This window comes from Bythopirellula goksoeyrii (genome assembly GCF_008065115.1).
GTDB classification, from domain to species: Bacteria; Planctomycetota; Planctomycetia; order Pirellulales; family Lacipirellulaceae; genus Bythopirellula; species Bythopirellula goksoeyrii.
In genome coordinates, this window is sequence record NZ_CP042913.1 from 4278401 (window position 1) to 4298109 (window position 19709).

The 19709-nt window shown below is 46.9% G+C and carries 15 protein-coding genes; 9 read left to right on the forward strand and 6 right to left on the reverse strand.

All coding sequences use genetic code 11. The features are described 5' to 3' along the window. The first annotated feature begins 82 nt into the window (after positions 1-82). The 8 genes from Pr1d_RS17020 to Pr1d_RS26110 all read left to right on the forward strand — a co-directional run bounded on the left by Pr1d_RS17020 (position 83) and on the right by Pr1d_RS26110 (position 9953). Positions 83-1240 carry a formylglycine-generating enzyme family protein gene (locus tag Pr1d_RS17020; protein WP_148074648.1) on the forward strand — a complete coding sequence of 386 codons (1158 nt, stop codon included), beginning with the start codon at positions 83-85 and terminating at the stop codon, positions 1238-1240. Between the two features lie 35 nt (positions 1241-1275). After that, positions 1276-2127, forward strand: a complete 852-nt coding sequence (locus Pr1d_RS17025; protein ID WP_148074649.1) for a sugar phosphate isomerase/epimerase family protein — start codon at positions 1276-1278, stop codon at positions 2125-2127. A gap of 8 nt (positions 2128-2135) precedes the next feature. Next, positions 2136-3461, forward strand: coding sequence for an MFS transporter (locus tag Pr1d_RS17030; RefSeq protein ID WP_148074650.1), 1326 nt, complete (start codon positions 2136-2138; stop codon positions 3459-3461). After that, positions 3458-4501, forward strand: a complete 1044-nt coding sequence (locus tag Pr1d_RS17035) for a Gfo/Idh/MocA family protein (protein ID WP_168205303.1) — start codon at positions 3458-3460, stop codon at positions 4499-4501. Before Pr1d_RS17030 ends, Pr1d_RS17035 begins: the two co-directional genes overlap by 4 nt. 280 nt (positions 4502-4781) lie before the next feature. After that, a complete protein-coding gene (locus Pr1d_RS17040) occupies positions 4782-6293 on the forward strand; it encodes a hypothetical protein (protein ID WP_210417752.1) in 1512 nt (503 codons plus the stop codon). Between the two features lie 770 nt (positions 6294-7063). Continuing rightward, positions 7064-7942 (forward strand): hypothetical protein, encoded by an 879-nt coding sequence (locus tag Pr1d_RS17045; RefSeq protein WP_168205304.1) that lies wholly within the window; start codon positions 7064-7066, stop codon positions 7940-7942. A 307-nt stretch (positions 7943-8249) separates the two neighbouring features. Then, a complete protein-coding gene (locus Pr1d_RS17050; protein ID WP_148074654.1) occupies positions 8250-9383 on the forward strand; it encodes a DUF1559 domain-containing protein in 1134 nt (377 codons plus the stop codon). A gap of 261 nt (positions 9384-9644) precedes the next feature. Then, complete coding sequence (locus tag Pr1d_RS26110) at positions 9645-9953, forward strand: hypothetical protein (RefSeq protein ID WP_148074655.1); 309 nt, start codon at positions 9645-9647, stop codon at positions 9951-9953. On the opposite strand, the gene Pr1d_RS17060 is transcribed toward Pr1d_RS26110, so the two are convergent. The 4 genes from Pr1d_RS17060 to Pr1d_RS17075 all read right to left on the reverse strand — a co-directional run bounded on the left by Pr1d_RS17060 (position 9907) and on the right by Pr1d_RS17075 (position 14481). After that, entirely contained in the window at positions 9907-11103 is a 1197-nt protein-coding gene (locus Pr1d_RS17060; protein WP_238476527.1) for a glycine C-acetyltransferase, read from the reverse strand. The genes Pr1d_RS26110 and Pr1d_RS17060 overlap by 47 nt on opposite strands. 72 nt (positions 11104-11175) lie before the next feature. After that, a complete protein-coding gene (tdh, locus tag Pr1d_RS17065) occupies positions 11176-12204 on the reverse strand; it encodes an L-threonine 3-dehydrogenase (protein WP_148074656.1) in 1029 nt (342 codons plus the stop codon). A gap of 189 nt (positions 12205-12393) precedes the next feature. After that, on the reverse strand, positions 12394-13425 hold the full coding sequence (locus Pr1d_RS17070) for a dipeptide epimerase (RefSeq protein ID WP_148074657.1): 1032 nt from the start codon (positions 13423-13425) through the stop codon (positions 12394-12396). A 9-nt stretch (positions 13426-13434) separates the two neighbouring features. Then, positions 13435-14481: a DUF1611 domain-containing protein gene (locus tag Pr1d_RS17075; RefSeq protein ID WP_148074658.1), complete on the reverse strand. Its 1047-nt coding sequence runs from the start codon at positions 14479-14481 to the stop codon at positions 13435-13437. A 366-nt stretch (positions 14482-14847) separates the two neighbouring features. On the opposite strand from Pr1d_RS17075, the gene Pr1d_RS17080 reads away from it, so the two are divergent. Next, positions 14848-16149 (forward strand): IS256 family transposase, encoded by a 1302-nt coding sequence (locus Pr1d_RS17080; protein WP_238476528.1) that lies wholly within the window; start codon positions 14848-14850, stop codon positions 16147-16149. A 231-nt stretch (positions 16150-16380) separates the two neighbouring features. Here Pr1d_RS17080 and Pr1d_RS17085 read toward each other — a convergent pair whose 3' ends face one another. Next, on the reverse strand, positions 16381-17313 hold the full coding sequence (locus Pr1d_RS17085) for a hypothetical protein (protein ID WP_148074659.1): 933 nt from the start codon (positions 17311-17313) through the stop codon (positions 16381-16383). Positions 17314-17537: 224 nt separating this feature from the next. After that, on the reverse strand, positions 17538-19430 hold the full coding sequence (locus tag Pr1d_RS17090; protein WP_148074660.1) for an alpha/beta hydrolase: 1893 nt from the start codon (positions 19428-19430) through the stop codon (positions 17538-17540). Positions 19431-19709: the final 279 nt, after the last annotated feature.

The following is a 19709-nucleotide window of genomic DNA, read 5'->3' on the forward strand; positions in this document are numbered from 1 at the left end:
CTCTCAGGTTCATTTATCGATTAGAGAATGTATTGTTATTTCATCATCTATCTAACACCACTAGCAGCGTGCAAGCTTCAAAATGAATACTTCAGAGTTTCCGCTCCGATTTCCATCAAATCTGGCGATGATGGTTGCTATGGTTCTTACACAAAGTCCACTGAAAGGGGAACAAGGATTTGTCGACTACGCCAGAGTGATTCCTGGCACAGACGTCCAGTTTGAAATGGTTGCAGTAGAAGGTGGGACCCTTCTCATGGGCAGTCCTACTGAAGAGAGAGGACATTCCAAAGGAGAAAGCCCACAAGTTGAAGTGAGAATTCTTTCCAATTGGGTTGGGAAATATGAGGTCACTTGGTCTGAATACCATGAATTCATGAAGTTGTGCGGAGTTTTCGATGCGTTTGCTGACGAAGGCATTCGTAAAATGACTCGGGACAACAAGATCGATGCCGTCAGCGCTCCTTCCAAACTATATGAGCCTAGTTTTACTTATGGAGCGGATGGCGATCCCGATCCACGTCAACCTGCTGTTTCGATGAGCCAATATGCTGCCAAGCAATACACCAAATGGCTTAGCTTACTCACCGGTGAGTTTTATCGGCTACCTAATGAGGCAGAATGGGAATATGCTTGTCGTGCTGGCACGACAACAGCTTATTCGTTTGGTGACGATCCAGAGATGCTTAGGGAGTATGCCTGGTACTATATGAATTCAGAAGACCGGTTCACTGCAGCAACAGTCGGACAACTGAAGCCCAATCATTGGGGATTGTTTGACATGCACGGGAACGTCTGGGAATGGACCCTAGATCAATATGACGTTGGGCAATATGCGAAATACTCATCTCAAACGGAAGTCTCTGATGATCTAACCAACTGGCCCACGAAACTTTTTCCGCGAGTGTTACGCGGGGGCTCTTGGTATTCCAGTGAGGCATCAGAGTGCAGGTCTGCATCGCGTCTGCCGTCCGACGATGACCAGTGGCGAAGCTCCGATCCCAATCATCCTCAAAGCCCTTGGTGGTTTGCCAGTGACGAAGGACTCTCCATCGGATTTCGCTTAGTTCGCCCAAAGAACCCACCTGCACGAAGTGAATGGAAAAAATTCTGGGACGCAGATTTAGAGGAGATTACGCGAGACGTCAATCGTCGCGTTTATCAAGAAGGTCGCGGGAGCTGGGGAATTGTTGATCCGCAATTGCCGAAAGCAATTGAACAACTGAAAACTTCCAATTAAATCATCGTTCATTCCGTATTTAGGACACTCATTTGATGGGAAGTCAAGAAGCAAAATGGCCGCTAGGAATATTTGTGAGTGTCGACCGAGGTCTGGGGATCGAAGTTGATCTAGCGCATGAGTTGGGGGTAACTACGGTTCACCTGCACGTCCCAAGCAGAGAGCTTCGTAGTCCAATCGCGGCGAATAAACTCGCCAAGAAAATGGATAATCTCAGACTGCAGATTACCGTCGTCTTCGCAGGATTTGACGGAGAAGACTACAAGAACATTTCCACGGTGCAGCGAACAATTGGCTTAGTTCCCGAGAGCACTCGTCCAGATCGCATGGATGAGCTGAAGGAGATTATCGATTACACGAGTTGTTTGAATGTCGGAGCGACTGGATTGCACATCGGTGTAATACCGAAAGACTCCTCAGATATAACATTTGGAAAGGTTGTTGAGTCGACTAGTGAGGTATGTGAATACGCGGCCCAACAGGGCGTCAATATTCACTTAGAAACAGGCCAAGAATCTTCCGATGATCTGTTGAATTTCTTGAAAGCTGTCAATCAATCAAATCTCTATGTTAACTTTGACCCCGCCAACATGATTCTTTACGGAAGTGGAGAACCTATCCCAGCACTTAAGATGATCGGACCTTATGTTCGGAGTGTGCATATCAAAGATGCTCTCTGGTCAGCTCACCCCGGCATAACTTGGGGATTAGAGGTGCCGCTAGGTGAAGGAGCTTTGAATATAGCCGAATATCTTCGGACTCTTGACGCCATCGGCTATTTCGGGCCACTCACCATCGAAAGAGAAATTCCTCATGACCCAGTTCGTCAGAAGGCAGAATTGAGTGATGCAATTAAGATACTCGATCGATTCAAGCAAGGAACCTAGCCATATATATAACAACACGACTCTCAATCATGATGTTCCTGCAGTTCTTTACCTGGAGTTCATGGTTTGCGACACTAGGGCTATGCCTTGGTAAAAATGGGCTTAGTGATGCCATTGGTGGTGCTTATCAGAGTGCGCCTGTCGCTGCGATTGTTGCCCCTTTGTTCTTGGGTTTGATTGCAGACCGGTTTTTCTCTTCGCAGATCGTAATGGCCGTGTTGTTGCTGCTTGGCGGCGGAATACTAATCTCAATTCCTGGTTTTGCCAAGTCAGGGTCGAGTGAAACCATCGAATGGTTGTGCCTGGGACACATGCTTCGTTTTATGCCGACACTAGGCCTTTCCAATACTATTGTCTTTTCCAACATACCTGATCAAAACAATTTTCCAAGAATCCGCGTCTGGGGAACGATTGGCTGGATAGTTGCTGGCCTCATCGTTGGATTCCTCGGCTGGTCTGCCAAGTTCGATATTTTTCAGTTGGCAGGGGGCTGCTCGCTTCTATTAGGATTATATTCGTTTACATTGCCACACACACCGCCACCGGGTCGCGGTAAGCCAATTGATCTGTCAGCACTGTTAATGCTTGATGCGTTGGCTCTCCTGCGCAGAATCCCGTTCTTAGTGTTCATGATTTGCTCAACACTCATCTGCATTCCACTAGCTTACTACTATGCCTATACATCAGCGTTTCTCGGCCAATTGGGTTTCTCTGAGCCAGCATCGACGATGACGATAGGACAAATGAGTGAGATCTTCTTTATGTTGCTTATTCCGTTCTTTTTCCGCCGCATGGGAGTCAAGTGGATGATAGTCATGGGGATGGCAGCCTGGGCCCTGCGTTACCTCCTTTTCGCTTTGGGAGCGGCACATCAACAATCATCTCTTGTGCTTGTGGCAGTTATTCTGCACGGCATTTGCTATGACTTCTTCTTTGTAACCGGCTTTATGTACACCGACCGAGAAGCTCCTGCTGACATGCGAGGCCAGGCGCAGAGCATGCTTGTGTTTTTTACACAGGGAGTGGGCATGTTCTTCGGCTATTGGATTGCCGACACACAGTTTGGTAATACGGTTCGAAGTCATGATGCTCTCAACAAATCGCTCCATTCAGTCTCAGCGGCCACTTCTCAATCGTTTACAGAGTCGTTGAGTCAAGTATTCTTAGTAAGTCAGCCTGAAGGAGTCGATACGAAGCTGCTAGCGGAAACCATGGACCAATGGCAGGTTTTTTGGATGTTGCCTGCCGCGATGTCGGTGCTAATCCTAACACTCTTTACATTGCTATTTCGCGACCGAGAAATAAGAATCGAACTATCAGAGGTATCAGCATGATCCGTGTAGGAATCGTTGGCGTTGGTTTCATGGGGATGGTGCATTATCTGACGTACCTAAAACTATTGGGCATTGAGGTGGTTGCCATTTGTGACAGCAATCGAGATCGGTTGAATGGTGACTGGTCTGAAATTCAAGGAAACTTTGGCCCAGTAGGCCAGAAAATGGATCTGACAGGTATACTGACCTATGAATCTGCGGAGGAGCTAATTGCCGAGGCAAATGTTGACTTAATAGATATCACATTGCCACCAGCCATGCATGCTGAAATCGCTATCAAGGCACTTCAGGCAGGAAGGCACGTCTTTTGTGAAAAACCAATGGCTATGGACGTCGGCGACTGTGACCGAATGCTTCAAGCAGCTATCGATTCCGATCGCAAACTCCTCATTGGACACGTGTTGCCCTTTAACCCCGAGTATGCATGGGCACTTCAGGAAGTACATTCTGGCAAGTACGGAAAGATACTAAGTGGATCGTTCAAGCGGATTATCTCCGATCCTTCCTGGCTGACGGATTACTGGAAGGCTGATGTTGTAGGCGGTCCAATGCTCGATTTGCATGTCCATGACGCCCACTTCATTCGTTTACTATTTGGCATGCCTTCCAGAGTCACAACGCGCGGCTCGCAGCGCAACGGTTTAGCAGAACATTGGTCTTCTTTATTCGAGTTTTCTGACGGCACTGTTCACGTGCTTGCTACTAGTGGAGTCATCAATCAGCAGGGACGGCCTTTCCTGCATGGTTTTGAAATTCAGATGGAAAAGGCGACACTTGCCTTTGATTTTGCAGTTATTGATTCTGGCATAGGCGAGGAGCAAGGACGCTATCTTTGCAAGCCGATACTCCTCGATTCACGAGGACATGCAACTTACCCAAGCCTTGGTAATGGTGATCCTATGCATGCTTTTGCGGCTGAGCTAGAACACGTTTCGAAGGTGATCCCAGGTGAGCTCACAGCTGGCGTGCTGGCATGCGACCTTGCCCGCGATGCGATTCAAATCTGCCAAATGCAATCAGACAATCTTGCTTTCCCGTAAACGCTCGCCAAACATCATCGGCACTTCCATAGCAAGCTTTTTATAGTAGCACCAATATCACATATTGAACTGAATGCAGCAGCCAGAAATCTTATTTTATTGCGAGATGCAAGAAAGACCATGCAATCGATTGCATCTGGGGAATACAGACCCATGGCACGCCGACAGTACAGAGATGCTCGTGACATCTGCAATGAATTTCGATGGCCACTAACAATCTAACTCTGTTGAGAATGATGATTTGTATATGATAACAACCTATTCCAATAGAAAGAGGGGTATGTTAGACGCCTGCAGGCATGATGGGAATACGGTAATTTTAGAAAGCACAGATACATTGAGATCAGATAACCAAGTTCTCACTCTCCATCAGTTTTTGACCGTATTTCTACTGTCTTGCTGTTTTGCAATTTGTGACATGGCAAAACCGTTGGGTGCGACGAATGAAAATGGGCCTGCTATTACAGGACCTAAGCCAGGAGAAGTTTACAAAGAATACAAAGCAGTAACCGGTGCCTGGCCAAAATGGGCAGTTATTGATCCCTCTCTTGGACACAAGACCAAAGAACAATATCTATCAAAGACTAATAAGCCATCGTTTATTGAACTTGGGAATCTAGATCAAGCCATGCGAGCTGAAGTTCTGGTTGATCGCTGGGGCGGTCATGTTTGCACCTCGGATAAAATGATTCGGTTTAATGGACACAAATGGCTTTTGCTCCCTGAGTTGACGACAACCCCAAAAGATAATCACCCCGAATGTTACATGTCGCAGGACAATCCAATCATTGAGATTCCTTTGAGTCATTTGAAGGAAGGAACGAATTCCTTTTCCGGAAAATCAGGCGGGCAGGTGAGCCACAACTGGGGGTGGGGCCAATGGGGGCTCTACGGCATTGTTCTCAGGGTCTACTACCCCTCTTCATTTGTTACATCACCAGGGGAAATTGTCATTCCAGCGGCAGGTGATGTTGTTTTGGATAACCCTGAGATCGTGTTTGAAGCACCCGATAATTCCAAGATCGAAAAAGTTGATTTCCTTGCTAGGTACGATGGCTACGATGAAAATGGTGATGGCTATTTCCAAGACTGGCATCACTTTTATCATCGCATCTATCACAGTGAAGATGAGCTCCTTGCAGATATTCCCATCACCGGTCACTTGGGAAGCGCCACTTCCCCACCTTTTAGAATCACCTGGAATACACAGTGGGTACCAGATCAGGTGAAAGGAGGCATTTCGATCGTCGCTCGTGTGAAAGAAAAAAATGGATTCTCGTATGTTACTCAATTGGTAGAGAACCTCAGTCTGCAACGAATCGGTCGATCTGTGAAACTATACAAGCCTCGAAGTGTTCCTGAAGATTATCAGGTGCGCGCAAAACGAATTCGGAGTAGCGAAATCTATATTCCACAGAACGACAATCTTGAAACGGCCACTAAGGCATTGGTTCATTTCCGAACGTGGAACGGAGACGACAGCAATCATGAGGTTGATGGAGTGGAGTGGTTCAAATTCAACCGCTGGCAAGGCAAGATCGCTGGAGCCAATCACGATTATGCATATTCAATTAGAGAGATTCCTGTAGAGACAATTCAATTGGGTGAAAACAAGGTATCTGTCTATTCGGAAGCGGGCACGCTCTTTGATGAAGAATCTGGTGAACGACTCAACACGCACTCAATTGAAGTCCTTTGGCCCGGCCCAGCCCTTTCTGTCTCTTACGAGCACGAGACTGTCGGTGTTACAGAGCTTAGTGATCGAGCATCAGGCACCGTATGCGGACCCTAATATTCTTCAACATGCAAGCAGGTATGGAACTATGGACATGATCATCAAACACAAGACTGACTGCAAGACAACCTCTCTCACATTTAATCAATCGAAATGATCATTGCAACAGCTCGAAATAAGCAACTCTGATACCGACTACAGATAGAAGCCAGCTGGACATTTTGCAGCAATTGATTTTGCCGATCTGGAATGGGAGCAAGTAGCTTTTTTATCAATGAGGTGAAATCAAGACACGATGAGGAGCATTTATCTGAGGTCCTTGAGAATTATCGTCAGCTTTTTTAGATTCTAGAGAATCTCGGCCGGCAATTCGGTGGGGATGGTGGTGCAATATTGCCGCGACTTGGCGTTGGCCTGGATCTTTGACAGGCGTGCGTAGACAACGAGGAGACTGCTCAGGAAGTCGCAGCGAACGATCGTGCCAAGGAGAGTCTTGCTGAAGTTGTTAGCGGTTTTCTCTTTGATGTGTACTACTGAAAGTGGTTTGTCGGAAGTTTTTCAAGTCCGATTGACAACCCTGTCATAGCACTTTTATTGAACATACGGGTAGTTCGATAAGGCTGAAACGCAACACGATCAATACTTAGTCAATAGTTGTCGCATTGATTAGTTCAAAATCTTGTGGCCTTGCTTTGCCAATTAGCTAATACCCCCACCCCAAACTCAATCTGAACAAAGTTAAAATGCCGCTGGCCTACACCTCTAGAACCAGACTCCGAATCCAGTTTACGAAATTGAGTCACTCGTTTGTAGTATGCCTTTTTCCGATGCTTGTTTGCGTATTCGCCCCAGTCACGGTCCGTTCGGACACTGGACTTGATTTTCCATCCAATGGTGACGCGCCAAGAAATGCATTTGTTGCCTTCCAATGGTTGAATCCGAATGCCAATGGACTTCCTATGTGGGGACCGAGCAATAAAGGAGTTACTTACATTTGGAAATATCGTCCTCGCCAACAGAATGGCTACTACGCGACTATGTGGTATTCGCGCGCTGATGGGCACTTCAATGAAGGTATTCCTTTATATGATGCTTATTATGGTGCACATCCTTATCCCTATCCTCCACGTGGAGGAACCAACAATCCTAGCCACGTATGGGAATTGGCTGGGATGCAGGACGGTCGTGACACGCTTGGAACGGGCAGAAGTGACAATGATACAATGTCTAGGATGCTGGTAACCAACGTGTGGTATACGCAAGCAATTCGAATCAATTGTAACGAAAATGGGTCAAAGACCGCGAAATTCTATATAGCCCTTCCTTCTGTGGCTAAATCAGCTTACATCGAGTATCAATCGGCTGCTGACTACGGGAACAGTACACCACGAAATCCTGCAATCACGTTCGGTGATTCGCCATGGTACCGAGACTTTCAACATGAACGTATGTCCGGTGTGATTAGACATATCAAGATCATTGCGAAGTCATTGGCTGAGGTGGACATCTTGGCAGAGGCACAATCTGAGGCATTAGTTTCGGCTGATGGACAAGCCAATATCTGGTACATGAATATCAATCCGACACCTGATGACATCTCAGACAAAAGTGGGGCAGGACACGATCCGACATGGGCCAGTTCGTCGCGTCCCCGACTCTACACCGATTCAAGAAACACAGTCACGCCCAACCCACTCACAAAGTAGTATTGATATTGATTGATTCGAAGGGATGCATTTGAAGCTGAAAATGCTATGGCCTTCTTCTCCAAAAACTTAGCCACGCTGCTTATTTCAAATTCTCTTCCACATACGGATTGACCATTAAACATTTAAAATGCTATTTGGGATATCGCGATTTTGTTTGATTATCACAGCATATAATTGACTCATATGCATAAAACCTTATTCTCGAAATCCTGCATACGGAAAAAACTGGCAGCATTCCATGCATGGTGGCTTGGTTTTCGTAGGTAAACAGTAGCAGTATCCCTCTTTTCCTGAGGAGCATGCCATGGTTCACAGCAAAGCTTGGAATATTACATTGCGATCCATATCGAAAAGGAAATCGTATGTTACAAGGATTGGATTTACCCTCGTAGAGCTCTTGGTTGTGATTGCCATCATAGGTGTTTTGGTAGCTCTGTTGCTACCGGCGGTGCAAGCAGCTAGGGAGGCTGCTCGACGCTCGCAGTGTACAAACAATATGAAACAATTAGGCTTGGCATTGCAGAATTATCATTCTGCACTCGGTGAATTCCCTGAAATGTCTTCAGCCATGGATCCGATTTGGAAGCATGGACCAACGTGGACCGCATTGATCTTTCCATACTTTGAAGCAGGGAATGCGTACGTAAATCTAGACTTTAAAGATGACACCTTCTGGCTTGAAAGTGGAGGCGCACTCTCCCACAACATTCGTGCGCTCTCGAATTTTGTGCCCGGCATACTACATTGTCCCAGTAGTGCCCTGCCAAGATCTTATCCGCAAGAGACAGCTGAAGGCTCCGTGGAGTTTGCCGAGACTTGCTATGTAGGTATTAGTGGTGCTGCCTACGTTAGGGTGGATGAGAATGATCCGAGCTTGAATGTTTATCATCCGAAAACGGATCCAAGTCCTCAGGAGAATCATGGTCCAGTTTCCGCAGGAGGCATGCTCGGAATTCAACATAATGTAAAGATTTCTGAATGCACCGATGGTACGTCAAATACTATTATGGTTGGCGAAGAATCCGATTATACTCAAGCACTTACCGAAGCTGTCGTAAGCTATCAAGTTGTGGAAGGCCCCGGGCAGATAGACCTGAGATCTTCCAATCGGCACAGTGCCTTTACAGGAAACTCTCACCACTTTGAACCCAATGGCCCAAAATCGATGCGATTTAAAGGATTTAATGGATGCGCTAGCAAAAATTGTGCTCGTTGTTACAACATGACCACAGTTTTGTATCCGATCAACAGCAAGGTGTGGGATCCTCAAACTATGGGTTATTTAGGCTGCAATAAGCCTATACGGTCAGCACATCCCGGTGGTGCGATGGCACTATTTGCCGACGGGCATGTCAGTTTGTTGCAGGACGCTACCGATTTACAGACATTTAGCAATCTTGCAAACCGTGATGATGGAAATATCCTGAGCGGGCTATAAGGCATCTACTCTAGAATTCGCTACCATTCATGATATCTCTTGTAGGAAAAACGTATTGTTATTATTTAAGACAGCCTGGATAATTCCAGCATGCGCAGATGCAAAAGGAAACTAATCACTTCGACATCGATGGTTATAAATCAACTCAGCCTAAGATTCCTAACATGCATATCATTATTATTATGCTTTGGTGCTTTCGGTTGCAATGAGGGAAAGAATATTGGGTCAGTTTCGGGAGTCGTAACGTATCAAGGAACTCCTGTGGTTCATGGAAATATTACCTTCTTTCGTCCAGGCACTGGCGAGGTTTCAGTAGGGATTCTTGGAAATGGGGGAGCATACACACTTACTCAACCTAAAAGTGGTCTTTCGGTTGGTGCCTATAAAGTCATGGTAACTCCCTTAAGAGACTACAAACAAGTTGAAAGCCAAGAAGGGTCAGATATTGAAATTGTTCTTACGGGCGAGGAGAGGATTCCGGATAGGTATCGAAATAGAGAAACTACACCGCTGACTGCTAAGATTACGGGCGAAGAGGATATATTGAGTTTTGAATTAAGTCCTCCTTGACCTGAGTAAACGCATCGACAGCTCTTGACAACTCGTCTAGGGAATGTGCCGCTGATATCTGAGTTCTAATTCGTGCCATGCCGCGCGGGACCACAGGATATGAAAATCCAACTACATAAACACCTTTTTTCAACAAAGCATCAGCCATTGCTGAAGCAATGGAAGCATCTCCTAGCATGATAGGCACAATCGGATGTTCACCAGGAACTGTTTCGAGACCAATTTTTTCTATCGAACAACGAAAGAATCGTGTGTTTAATTCCAGTTGGTCTCTCAGCTGTGTCGATTCTGTTATTAATTCCAAAGCGCGCAGCGATGCTGCAACGACCGGCGGGGCAACTGAATTAGAGAATAAATATGGACGTGATCGTTGACGGAGGAAATCTATTATCTCTTTGCGCCCGCTCGTGTAGCCTCCACCTGCCCCTCCAAGAGCCTTGCCGAGTGTACCAGTAATAATGTCGACACGGTCTATCACGTTATGATATTCGTGTGTTCCCCTCCCTGTAGGGCCAATGAAGCCGACTGCGTGTGAATCATCAATCATGACCATTGCGTCATATTGTTCAGCTAATTGGCATATCTCAAATAGATTGGCAATGGTGCCATCCATTGAGAATACCCCATCTGTCGCGATCAGGCGATGCTTGGCTGATAACGCCAATTTAAGCTTTGCTTCAAGATCGCACATGTCGTTGTTTCTATAACGATATCGCTTTGCTTTGCTCAAACGAATGCCATCGATAATACTCGCATGATTCAATGCATCTGAGATTACCGCATCTTCATCAGAAAGTAGTGTTTCAAAAAGTCCTCCATTGGCGTCAAAACACGAACCGTAAAGAATTGTGTCTTCGGTACCTAGAAAGTGACTTAATCTTGCTTCAAGCTCCTTATGGATCTCCTGAGTACCACAAATAAATCGTACTGAAGAAAGGCCGTAACCCCAGCGATCAAGTGCTTCATGTGCTGCTCGAATGATTTCAGGGTGGCTAGCAAGGCCTAAGTAATTATTTGCACACAAATTAAGTGTTTGGGTGTTATCCGCGACAAGAATTTGGGAACTTTGCTTGGAAAGAAGCGCACGTTCTGACTTGTACAAGCCACCGTGCCGCAGCTCGCTAATATAAGTCCTTAATTTCTCTTGCATTGATCCGTACATGATAAAACCTGCCCTGCCAAGTCTTGCACTTGATGGATGAGCCACCTCATCAAAAGTATCTCATTTTGACCAATCGAGAACAATCTTACCTGATTCACCGGACTTCATCGCCTCGAAAGCCTTTTGATACTCTCTGTGATGAAAGCGGTGAGTTATGACTGAACTGATATCCAAACCGTTGTTTAGCATTACAGTCATTTTGTACCAGGTTTCATACATTTCTCTACCACAGATCCCCCGAATCGTGAGCATATTCAACACTATCGTACTCCAGTCGATCTCCGAATCAGCACCAGGAATACCAAGTATGGCGATACTTCCTCCGTGACACATATTCGAGATCATGCTTCGCAGTGCAGCTGTGCTGCCTGACATTTCGATTCCAACATCGAAACCTTCGACCATCCCCAATTCGGCTTGAATCTCCTTCAAGTCTCGCTCACGTGGGTCAATAACTAGAGTGGCTCCCATTATACTAGCCAATTGCCTTCTGTATGAGTTGGGATCGACCACCACAATGTGCCGCGCCGCGGCATGTCGAACGACGGCCGTGGCCATTACACCAATGGGACCTGCACCAGTAATCACCACATCTTCGCCTATTAGTGGAAATGCTAAAGCAGAATGAACAGCGTTCCCAAAAGGATCAAAAATAGCGGCAATATCCAGGTCGATCTTCGGGGCATGTCGCCATACATTGGTAGACGGTATCGAGATATACTCAGCAAAAGCACCCGATCGATTGATGCCTACGCTGCTTGTTTCGGAACATAAGTGCCTTCTGCCAGCAAGGCAATTGCGGCACTGCCCACACACGACATGACCTTCTCCGCTGACGATGTCACCGGATGTGAATCCCGACACATTTGAGCCAGTTTCTACAACTTCTCCCACGAATTCATGACCAACTATCAGCGGAGTAAGTACAGTTTTCTCGGCCCATTTGTCCCAGTTGTAAATATGAATGTCCGTACCGCAAATGCCCGTCCGATGTACTCGAATTAATACATCGTTTACGCCTACGGTCGGCTCGGGAACCTCCTCCAACCAGAGTCCTTCGCAGGGGAATTTTTTTATTAATGCTTGCATGGGCTCACTTGAGTGTATGGTTCGGTTGAAAACACATGTCCCCCAGTAGATCGGTAGCTGAAATCCAGATTCATCGATTGTTTGCTCTACGAAATGCTCAGCTTTGATTGAAAAACAAAAATTTAGTGATAGTGGAAGCTAGATCTCTGGCAGCAAGTTGAAAAGGAAATCAGAAATTAGAGTATCTAATCAACTAATCGAGCAATGCTGCAGAAGCTGAGCACCAGTTCCATTCTCCTCAGGGTAAAGACAGTGGCCCTTTTCAAGAATTACCCCGGTGGCGACGTCTTCGCGCAATAGTTCGGCGCCATCCATGTCTACATAATCTAACATTGGTAAAAGTTGAGCTATTGCCGAAATCCCTACGCTCGATTCTACCATGCAGCCAATCATCGTTTTCATGCAAAGTTCTCGAGCAGCCTTGATCATGCGACGTGCTGGTGTAATTCCTCCACACTTGCAAAGTTTAATATTGACACCATGAAAATACTTGTGGCACCGTTCAATATCATCTTCGGAAACACAACTTTCGTCGGCGATTATAGGCAGCATGGCATTCTCGAAGACATACTTCGCTCCATCCCAATCTTCTGGGTCAAGAGGTTGTTCGATGAACTCAACTCCAAGTGTTCTCAATATACGAGAATTATGAACGGTTTGCTCGGCGTTCCATCCGCAGTTCGCATCAACTCGAAATAAAGACTTCGTATGCTCCCGAAGTTCCCTGACAATCTCTATGTCGTTTTCTGTTCCAAGTTTGATTTTGTAAATTGGCCAATCAGGTACTTCCACAATTCTCTCTACCATTTGTGAGATCTCATCGATGCCTATGGTAAAAGAGGAAGGGACGTTATCCGCATTGTCCAACCCCCAAAGCTGGTACACGGGTAACCCCTTCTGCTTTCCCCACAGATCATACGCTGCTTGGTCTAACGCACTTAGGGCAAATAAGTTATCTGGCATTAGTTCGGAAGCTTGCTGCCAGATTATTTCTGGCTCAATTTGTCGAACTGGTTCCAAAAGAGTGCGGATTGACTCCAGAGAGTTCGTTAAGTTTTCAATTGTTATTTCATAGAACGGATCGGTCGGCGCCTCACCAAATCCGTTATGCCGGCCATCATTGAGTTCAATGACCAGTGTAGCCTGCTCGCTTTGAGAGTCTCGGGAAATCCTAAATACGTGCTTAAGTTGCAAGTTGAACGGATAGAGGGAAAGCTTCATGGTTCCAAATTACCTCAACTCCATGTGTAGCTTCTGGACAGCTTTAACCAAGTCATGAGGCCCATCGCGAAGAACATCACAGACAGGCAAACCTAATTCCAGGTGCACTTTCTTCCGTTCTGCATTGGCTTCACGCTCAGACAGCAGCCGAGAGTTCATCGCAACACCAATAATCTTTGAAGGAAACATAATCGAAGCGGTGTTTTCATAGATTGTCCGCAACTCTTGAAGCGATTTCAAATTCACATGTGGCATATCGCGAACCCAAGAACGCCCAACTTCGTAGCACAGTATCATGCCATGAGGAATGCAGCCATGAAGTAGTCCAAGAGTGACAGCTGAGTATCGAGGGTGCGCAAGACTTCCTTGCCCTTCTATAACCAAAATCTCATGGTGCTGTTGTGCAAGGATTTGCTTTTCAATAGCACCGCTAATAAAATCTCCTACGACACAGTCGATGGGGCAGCCATCCCCTTCGATCATTATGCCTGTTTGGCCTGTGGCGATAAACTTGGCATCGTAGCCTTGATCTTGTAGTGCTCGAGCAACTTCGATCGAAGCCACCATTTTGCCGACCGAGCAGTCTTGGCCTACGGTATGAATACGTAAGCATTCGACTCGAATGTCTTTTTGGTTACAGACATCATGTTCATCATTCTTGCGAATGTCGATCAAATTCACTCCAAATCTTGAAGCATCGATGACAAAATCGTCATCGTCGACCAAGAAGTCATGGAGGCCTGAGATCACGTCCATTCCTAAAGCGATTGCCCCGCGGATTACAGATCGCCAGCTCATAGGTATCTTGCCGCCGGGAGGAGCGATGCCGATCATCAGCGTATTTGCAGTAGGGGCATCAGACAAATTGGCTACGAATGGAATGTTTCCGCCTACTCCCAATATTTCTTCAGCAGTCTTCCCGACCTGAAGGGAATCAATAATTGCAACGGTGGGGTGTTGACCGTAACGTAATACGGAGGTCGCAGTTTTGGCATTAATCGGATCCGAATACCCTTCTGTCAAAATGACCAGGCGGGGCTCACTCGATCTCAGCATTGGAAGGGACGCATTCTTCTTTGGCATAAGAGGTATGAAACTCAGAGATAGACTATGCGACTTGCGCGATACAAAGCGGTATCGTAAGTATACTTTTGCTGGAACTGTGGTGGATGACCAACTTTTTGCCAGACTCAATATCGCCACTTACAGTTTGATTATTTCCGATGCCCGCTCTAGCATCAACTGTTCCGCGAAAACCATTAGACAATCTTAATGTCATAGAATGTCAATACTTTGTACGATTCATTGAAAGACAACGAGGTATTGTCAAAAGTCGTGTTCTTGAAAGGTAGATAAAAAGCGGCGTATCCTGTTGAGGTAAATCACCACTTCAACGGCCCGACGTGGGCACAAGGACACGCCATGAGCAAGCCTACGACAAAGCAACCGAACATTCCAGCCACCGAGACGATTGATCCTGAAGTACTCGCCTTCCGACAAGTCTTCGACAGTCGTAGCCTACTGGATGAGATCATCCATGAAGGAGCTCGCAGAATGCTGCAAGCAGCCATTGATGCTGAAGTCGATGCTTTCATCGAAACGCACCAGGATCGGTGCGATTTGGAGGGTCGACGTCTGGTGGTCAAGAATGGCAGCCTGCCCGCGAGGGAGGTCCTCACCGGTGCAGGAGCCATCCAAGTAAAACAAGGACGCGTTCGCGACAATTCGTCTGATCCCAAGGGGCGAGTTGTTTTCTCCCCGAGCGTGTTGCCGGCTTACCTTCGCAGGACCGAATCGATCGAGGAACTGATTCCCTGGCTCTACCTCAAAGGCATTTCGACGAATGACTTTGGAGAGGCCCTGCATGCCCTGGTGGGCGAGCAGGCCAAGGGGCTCAGTGCCAACGTGGTCGTCCGACTCAAAGAGCAATGGGCCGAGGAATACGACCAGTGGAATCAACGTGATCTTTCCGAGAAAGAGTACGTTTACGTCTGGGCGGACGGCATCCACGTGAAAGTCCGTTTGGAAGACGATGCCAACAAGAAGCAGTGCATTCTGGTACTTATGGGAGCGACTGCTGATGGCACGAAGGAATTGATTGCCGTGCTCGATGGCTATCGCGAGAGCGAGCAGAGTTGGAGTGAGTTGCTCTTGGACTTGAAGCAACGTGGGCTTGCTATTGCTCCGAAGATCGCCGTGGGTGACGGTGCACTGGGCTTCTGGGCAGCGTTACGAAAAGTCTTTCCTGAGACGCGAGAGCAACGCTGTTGGGTCCACAAGACGGCCAATGTGCTTAACAAGATGCCCAAGAGCGTGCAGCCAAAGGCCAAGGGCGATCTCCACGAAATCTGGCAGGCGGAAACGAAAGCGAATGCCGAAACCGCCTTCAAACACTTCCTGGAAAAATACGACGCTAAGTATCCGCAGGCGTGTGCATGCCTGAGGAAGGATCGCAGCGAGCTGCTCACCTTCTATGACTTCCCCGCTGAACACTGGGGCCACTTGCGCACAACCAATCCTATCGAGTCTACATTCGCGACGATTCGCCTGCGGCATCGCAAAACCAAAGGCAATGGCACACGCCGCGCAAGCTTGGCGATGATGTTCAAGTTGGCCCAATCGGCCGAGAAGAAATGGAGACGACTACGCAGCTACGAGAAGATCACACTCGTCATCGAAGGACGGTCCTTCAAAGACGGAATCATGCAGGAATCTGCCGCTTAGAAAATTCCTCAAAACACAACAATTGACAGTTGCTCAAGACAACTTATTCAGGAGGGAGCTGTTCATTACGTCCTCCTGTCGTGGACGTGAGAATAGATACCGTTCGACCCACAGTCTCACTTCAGAACTGCAGCTAAGTTATTCAACCTCTGCTCTAATAACGAGTGGTACCACTATGGGGGCAGGCCAGTGGGCCACATCCAAGTCAAGAAATTAGTATCATTTTAGAAGCTACTCCCCGACATTTACATTGATAGGCCCAATGTATCCGGTTGAAAGAGCGACATCGTCGTACCACATCTGATTCTTTTTGTGACTGTGATGGACATAAAGCACCAGGTCAAATCGTTTAAGCAAGACTTCAGCTGAGCTACGCCACCGAACACCTTGGAAGTGAACGTACAGTTCTCCATCAATCCATGCCGCAATTTCACCGTCCGCCTTGCCAATCGTATTAGCCTGAAGCATGTGTTCAAGACAATACCATCTATCTCGTTCAAGCTGGACGACACGATCTACCGAAGGGAGGAGGGCATTACCATAATACGTTCCCCTCTCTCCCGGTTTCATGTCCATCCAATAGGTATATAGCATCATGATTCCAGGAGGTTGGTACCGTCCTCCAAAACGCCACGGTTCAAAACTAGACCCAAACCGATCATCGCCATTAGGGAGTATTCCTGCCTTTCCCATTTGCGCGTGTTTATCATTTCCTGCAATTGCATACAAGGACCCACCTGCATGGTGCAAATTACCTTGGTCGTAATCGAGTGCAAACTTTATGTAGCGACGAAAGTAGACGCGGTCGTATCCCGGAGGAAACCAATAGCGAGCGCCGGCCGAACTGCTGGTTTTTCCTTGCTGGTCTTCGGTAGTCAATTCCAGTACTCCTTGACCAGTATGTGCCAGAGTTCGATTCAATACGATCTCGACCCGTCCTTCTTCAGCACCCCGTAAATTGTAATAATTCGCTAATTCAATTTCATTTTCGAAACTGGTTTGATAGATAAGTTTACCTGTCGTTTCAAGTCGAGTTCGTATCTCGACATCTTCTAACGTGCGCTTAGTGGCATCAACAGGATCTGCAGTAGGAGTGTCGGAATATGCCAAGTTGCCTAAGAGGCTAATCATATTAACAAAGCAAGTAATGCGACCTATCTTCATTAGGTAATCCATTAATAGGTTGAAAAGTTTCAACGGGAAGTGAGACTTGTTGGTTCAGTTACAAGTGGCGCTCACAAGATATGGGAAATTGCGATAGTAAGTCAGTTGAATGCACAACGAGTAGAGTGTTGAATAAACACGACTTTCCGGACTCGTACAAATGCTGTGTTTTGTGACGAAGGCACCCACAGCCTGTTGCGTTCCACCGTGCACGGTTACCATTCTCAGTGTTCATTAAGCCTTTCATGCAAAACCTGCGTTATTGTTTGACTAGTTTTAAAGTTCGCTTCTACTCCGTAAAGACGGTAAATGGTTTTTGCAAAGTCAAACTTATTTGAGCAATCACTCAGCAGAATTAACTCACGCGGTGCGAGCATGGCTAGCGCTTGAGGAATATCGCAGTATCGAAGGATGTTCAAAAGCACTGGCCCGTTCTTATGTGATATTGGAGGAGATTTAAGAATTATCCGCGTTACACGAGTATCCAATAGTGCAGCATACACACCCAAAATACCGGCCTCTCCCTCTCCGACGACTGTGAGATCTCCATCATCAAAATCTGGTTGACTGGCAATGAGATCGATCGCGCATAGAATGTCAAAAACTCGCATGTCGTCGAGAGTGCGTCCCAAGAGCATGGCGGAACGCCGAATTCGTTGCTGGATCATATCGTCCCAACTAAGCGTTCCTATGCCTCGTGGCCAAATGATATGTGTCGATACGGGGAGACTCTGCCAGGGATACGAACGAAGCAAATTGCGGATCCCAGCAGGTGAGTCGTTCGGCGACGCAATATAGAGCAATGCCCGATTTCCAACTCCTGTGGGGGAAGTCTGACTGGACATACCTACCTGAATTCCTTCTTCCGTTTCAAGTGAATATCTCTCTCGGAGTTTTCTTTCTGGGCGATAAGCTTTATAGGGACGAGGCAAATTGCGAAAGACAACAGTCTTGAGCTTGTCTAGAGTTGTTTGGCGAATTCGTTCCCACTCCGCCAAATTCGAGCAGCTAGGAATCTCCGCTTGAGGAATAAACTGCTCGTGTATGCGAGCATTGATGCTTTTCGGTAGGGATTGATCGAACGCCGCAAGCTGCTCGGCAGGTATTTCGTCGAATGGTAAAGTCTTGACAAGCGACTTATCACCACGAAACCACTTATTCCCCCATTGGACGGCCCGATTACGTTGGGTGTCAGTATAGTTGTGAGGACCAGTATCTTCACTCAAACCGACCCTGTCTGCCTCGCCGAGACATTTATAAATTGTCTTCGCAGATTCAAAGACCGAGTGATAACTTTTGGGCGGATAATATACATCTTCCGTCGTTGCATGGATGAGCAACGGGCGCGGTGCGATAAGAGCAGCTAACGTTGACCAGTCATGACGGTAAGTGTTAATAAAATAGGCGCAATCGCAGTGCAAACGAACGAGATTGTCGGAAATATGCGACAGGATGTCACCTGTCCCAGCAACTGGCTGGGACATCGCAATCCTTTCATCGGCGGCAGCGAGCATCCATGACAAGTGGCCACCCCCAGAACAGCCGTTGACGACAAGTTTGCTTCCGTCCACATCAGGTCGCGTAAGCAAATAATCCACTGCACGCATAGCGTTCCACACTTCGACCCCAATAGGTGTATAACCACGAGCATACCAATCCCACATTCGAAACGAATCGGTTCCGCGATGAACGGCAAATATTTCGGCGACCTGAATTGGGTCGATGACTAAAGCAATGTAACCTTCTCGCACCCAGGGAACAGCATAGTTCTGCCGAACTGCCTTGCCGCCAGAGGGATGAGGCGTATGCCCGGGACCAAGGATTACGGCAGGATACGGTCCACTCCCTAGGTTGGTTGGTCGGTAAAGATTGGCAGTCACATACAATTTGGGCATGCTTTGGAAGTGGATTACGTCCACAGCATATCCATCACATTCGATAGTACGCACAAGACTTAACTCAAGAGGCTCGCGCTTTGGCAAAGGATCCAAGCCAATCATGAAGCGAAACTCTTTACGAAGCTGAGATTTTTCGCCGACTAACTTCTGGGGAGTTGACACACGTTGTATGGCTTCTCTGCCTAGACGTCCACCTTCCCGCACCAAGTAGTCTAGCATTCTAGCTTTGTCGACAGAAACAGTAGTTATGTCTATTTCTTCAGCCGTAAGCATAGTTGTCGAAATAGACGCTAAGATTAATAATACAGCGCAAGAACAATTATAATTCAAGAGTCTCACTTGAGATTGCATATACATTGTCCTTAGTACTATCATTCTAGATATACAGATCTGATCTATTCTCCGGTGAACGGCGATTCCAACTTGTGAGGCGTTCCGGGCTGTTGCCCAACTCATTGCGGAACTATTAACACAGTACCTTACGAGTTGGACTTTTAT

Coding starts and splice junctions, on each gene's coding strand:
- Pr1d_RS17040 (WP_210417752.1), top strand. CDS start 4,782: ATGTTAGACGCCTGCAGGCATGATGGGAATACGGTAATTTTAGAAAGC.
- Pr1d_RS17080 (WP_238476528.1), top strand. CDS start 14,848: ATGAGCAAGCCTACGACAAAGCAACCGAACATTCCAGCCACCGAGACG.
- Pr1d_RS17090 (WP_148074660.1), bottom strand. CDS start 19,430: ATGCTAGACTACTTGGTGCGGGAAGGTGGACGTCTAGGCAGAGAAGCC.
- Pr1d_RS17050 (WP_148074654.1), top strand. CDS start 8,250: ATGGTTCACAGCAAAGCTTGGAATATTACATTGCGATCCATATCGAAA.
- Pr1d_RS17025 (WP_148074649.1), top strand. CDS start 1,276: ATGGGAAGTCAAGAAGCAAAATGGCCGCTAGGAATATTTGTGAGTGTC.
- Pr1d_RS17035 (WP_168205303.1), top strand. CDS start 3,458: ATGATCCGTGTAGGAATCGTTGGCGTTGGTTTCATGGGGATGGTGCAT.
- tdh (WP_148074656.1), bottom strand. CDS start 12,204: ATGCAAGCATTAATAAAAAAATTCCCCTGCGAAGGACTCTGGTTGGAG.
- Pr1d_RS17020 (WP_148074648.1), top strand. CDS start 83: ATGAATACTTCAGAGTTTCCGCTCCGATTTCCATCAAATCTGGCGATG.
- Pr1d_RS17070 (WP_148074657.1), bottom strand. CDS start 13,425: ATGAAGCTTTCCCTCTATCCGTTCAACTTGCAACTTAAGCACGTATTT.
- Pr1d_RS17085 (WP_148074659.1), bottom strand. CDS start 17,313: ATGAAGATAGGTCGCATTACTTGCTTTGTTAATATGATTAGCCTCTTA.
- Pr1d_RS17060 (WP_238476527.1), bottom strand. CDS start 11,103: ATGCAAGAGAAATTAAGGACTTATATTAGCGAGCTGCGGCACGGTGGC.
- Pr1d_RS17045 (WP_168205304.1), top strand. CDS start 7,064: ATGCTTGTTTGCGTATTCGCCCCAGTCACGGTCCGTTCGGACACTGGA.
- Pr1d_RS17075 (WP_148074658.1), bottom strand. CDS start 14,481: ATGCTGAGATCGAGTGAGCCCCGCCTGGTCATTTTGACAGAAGGGTAT.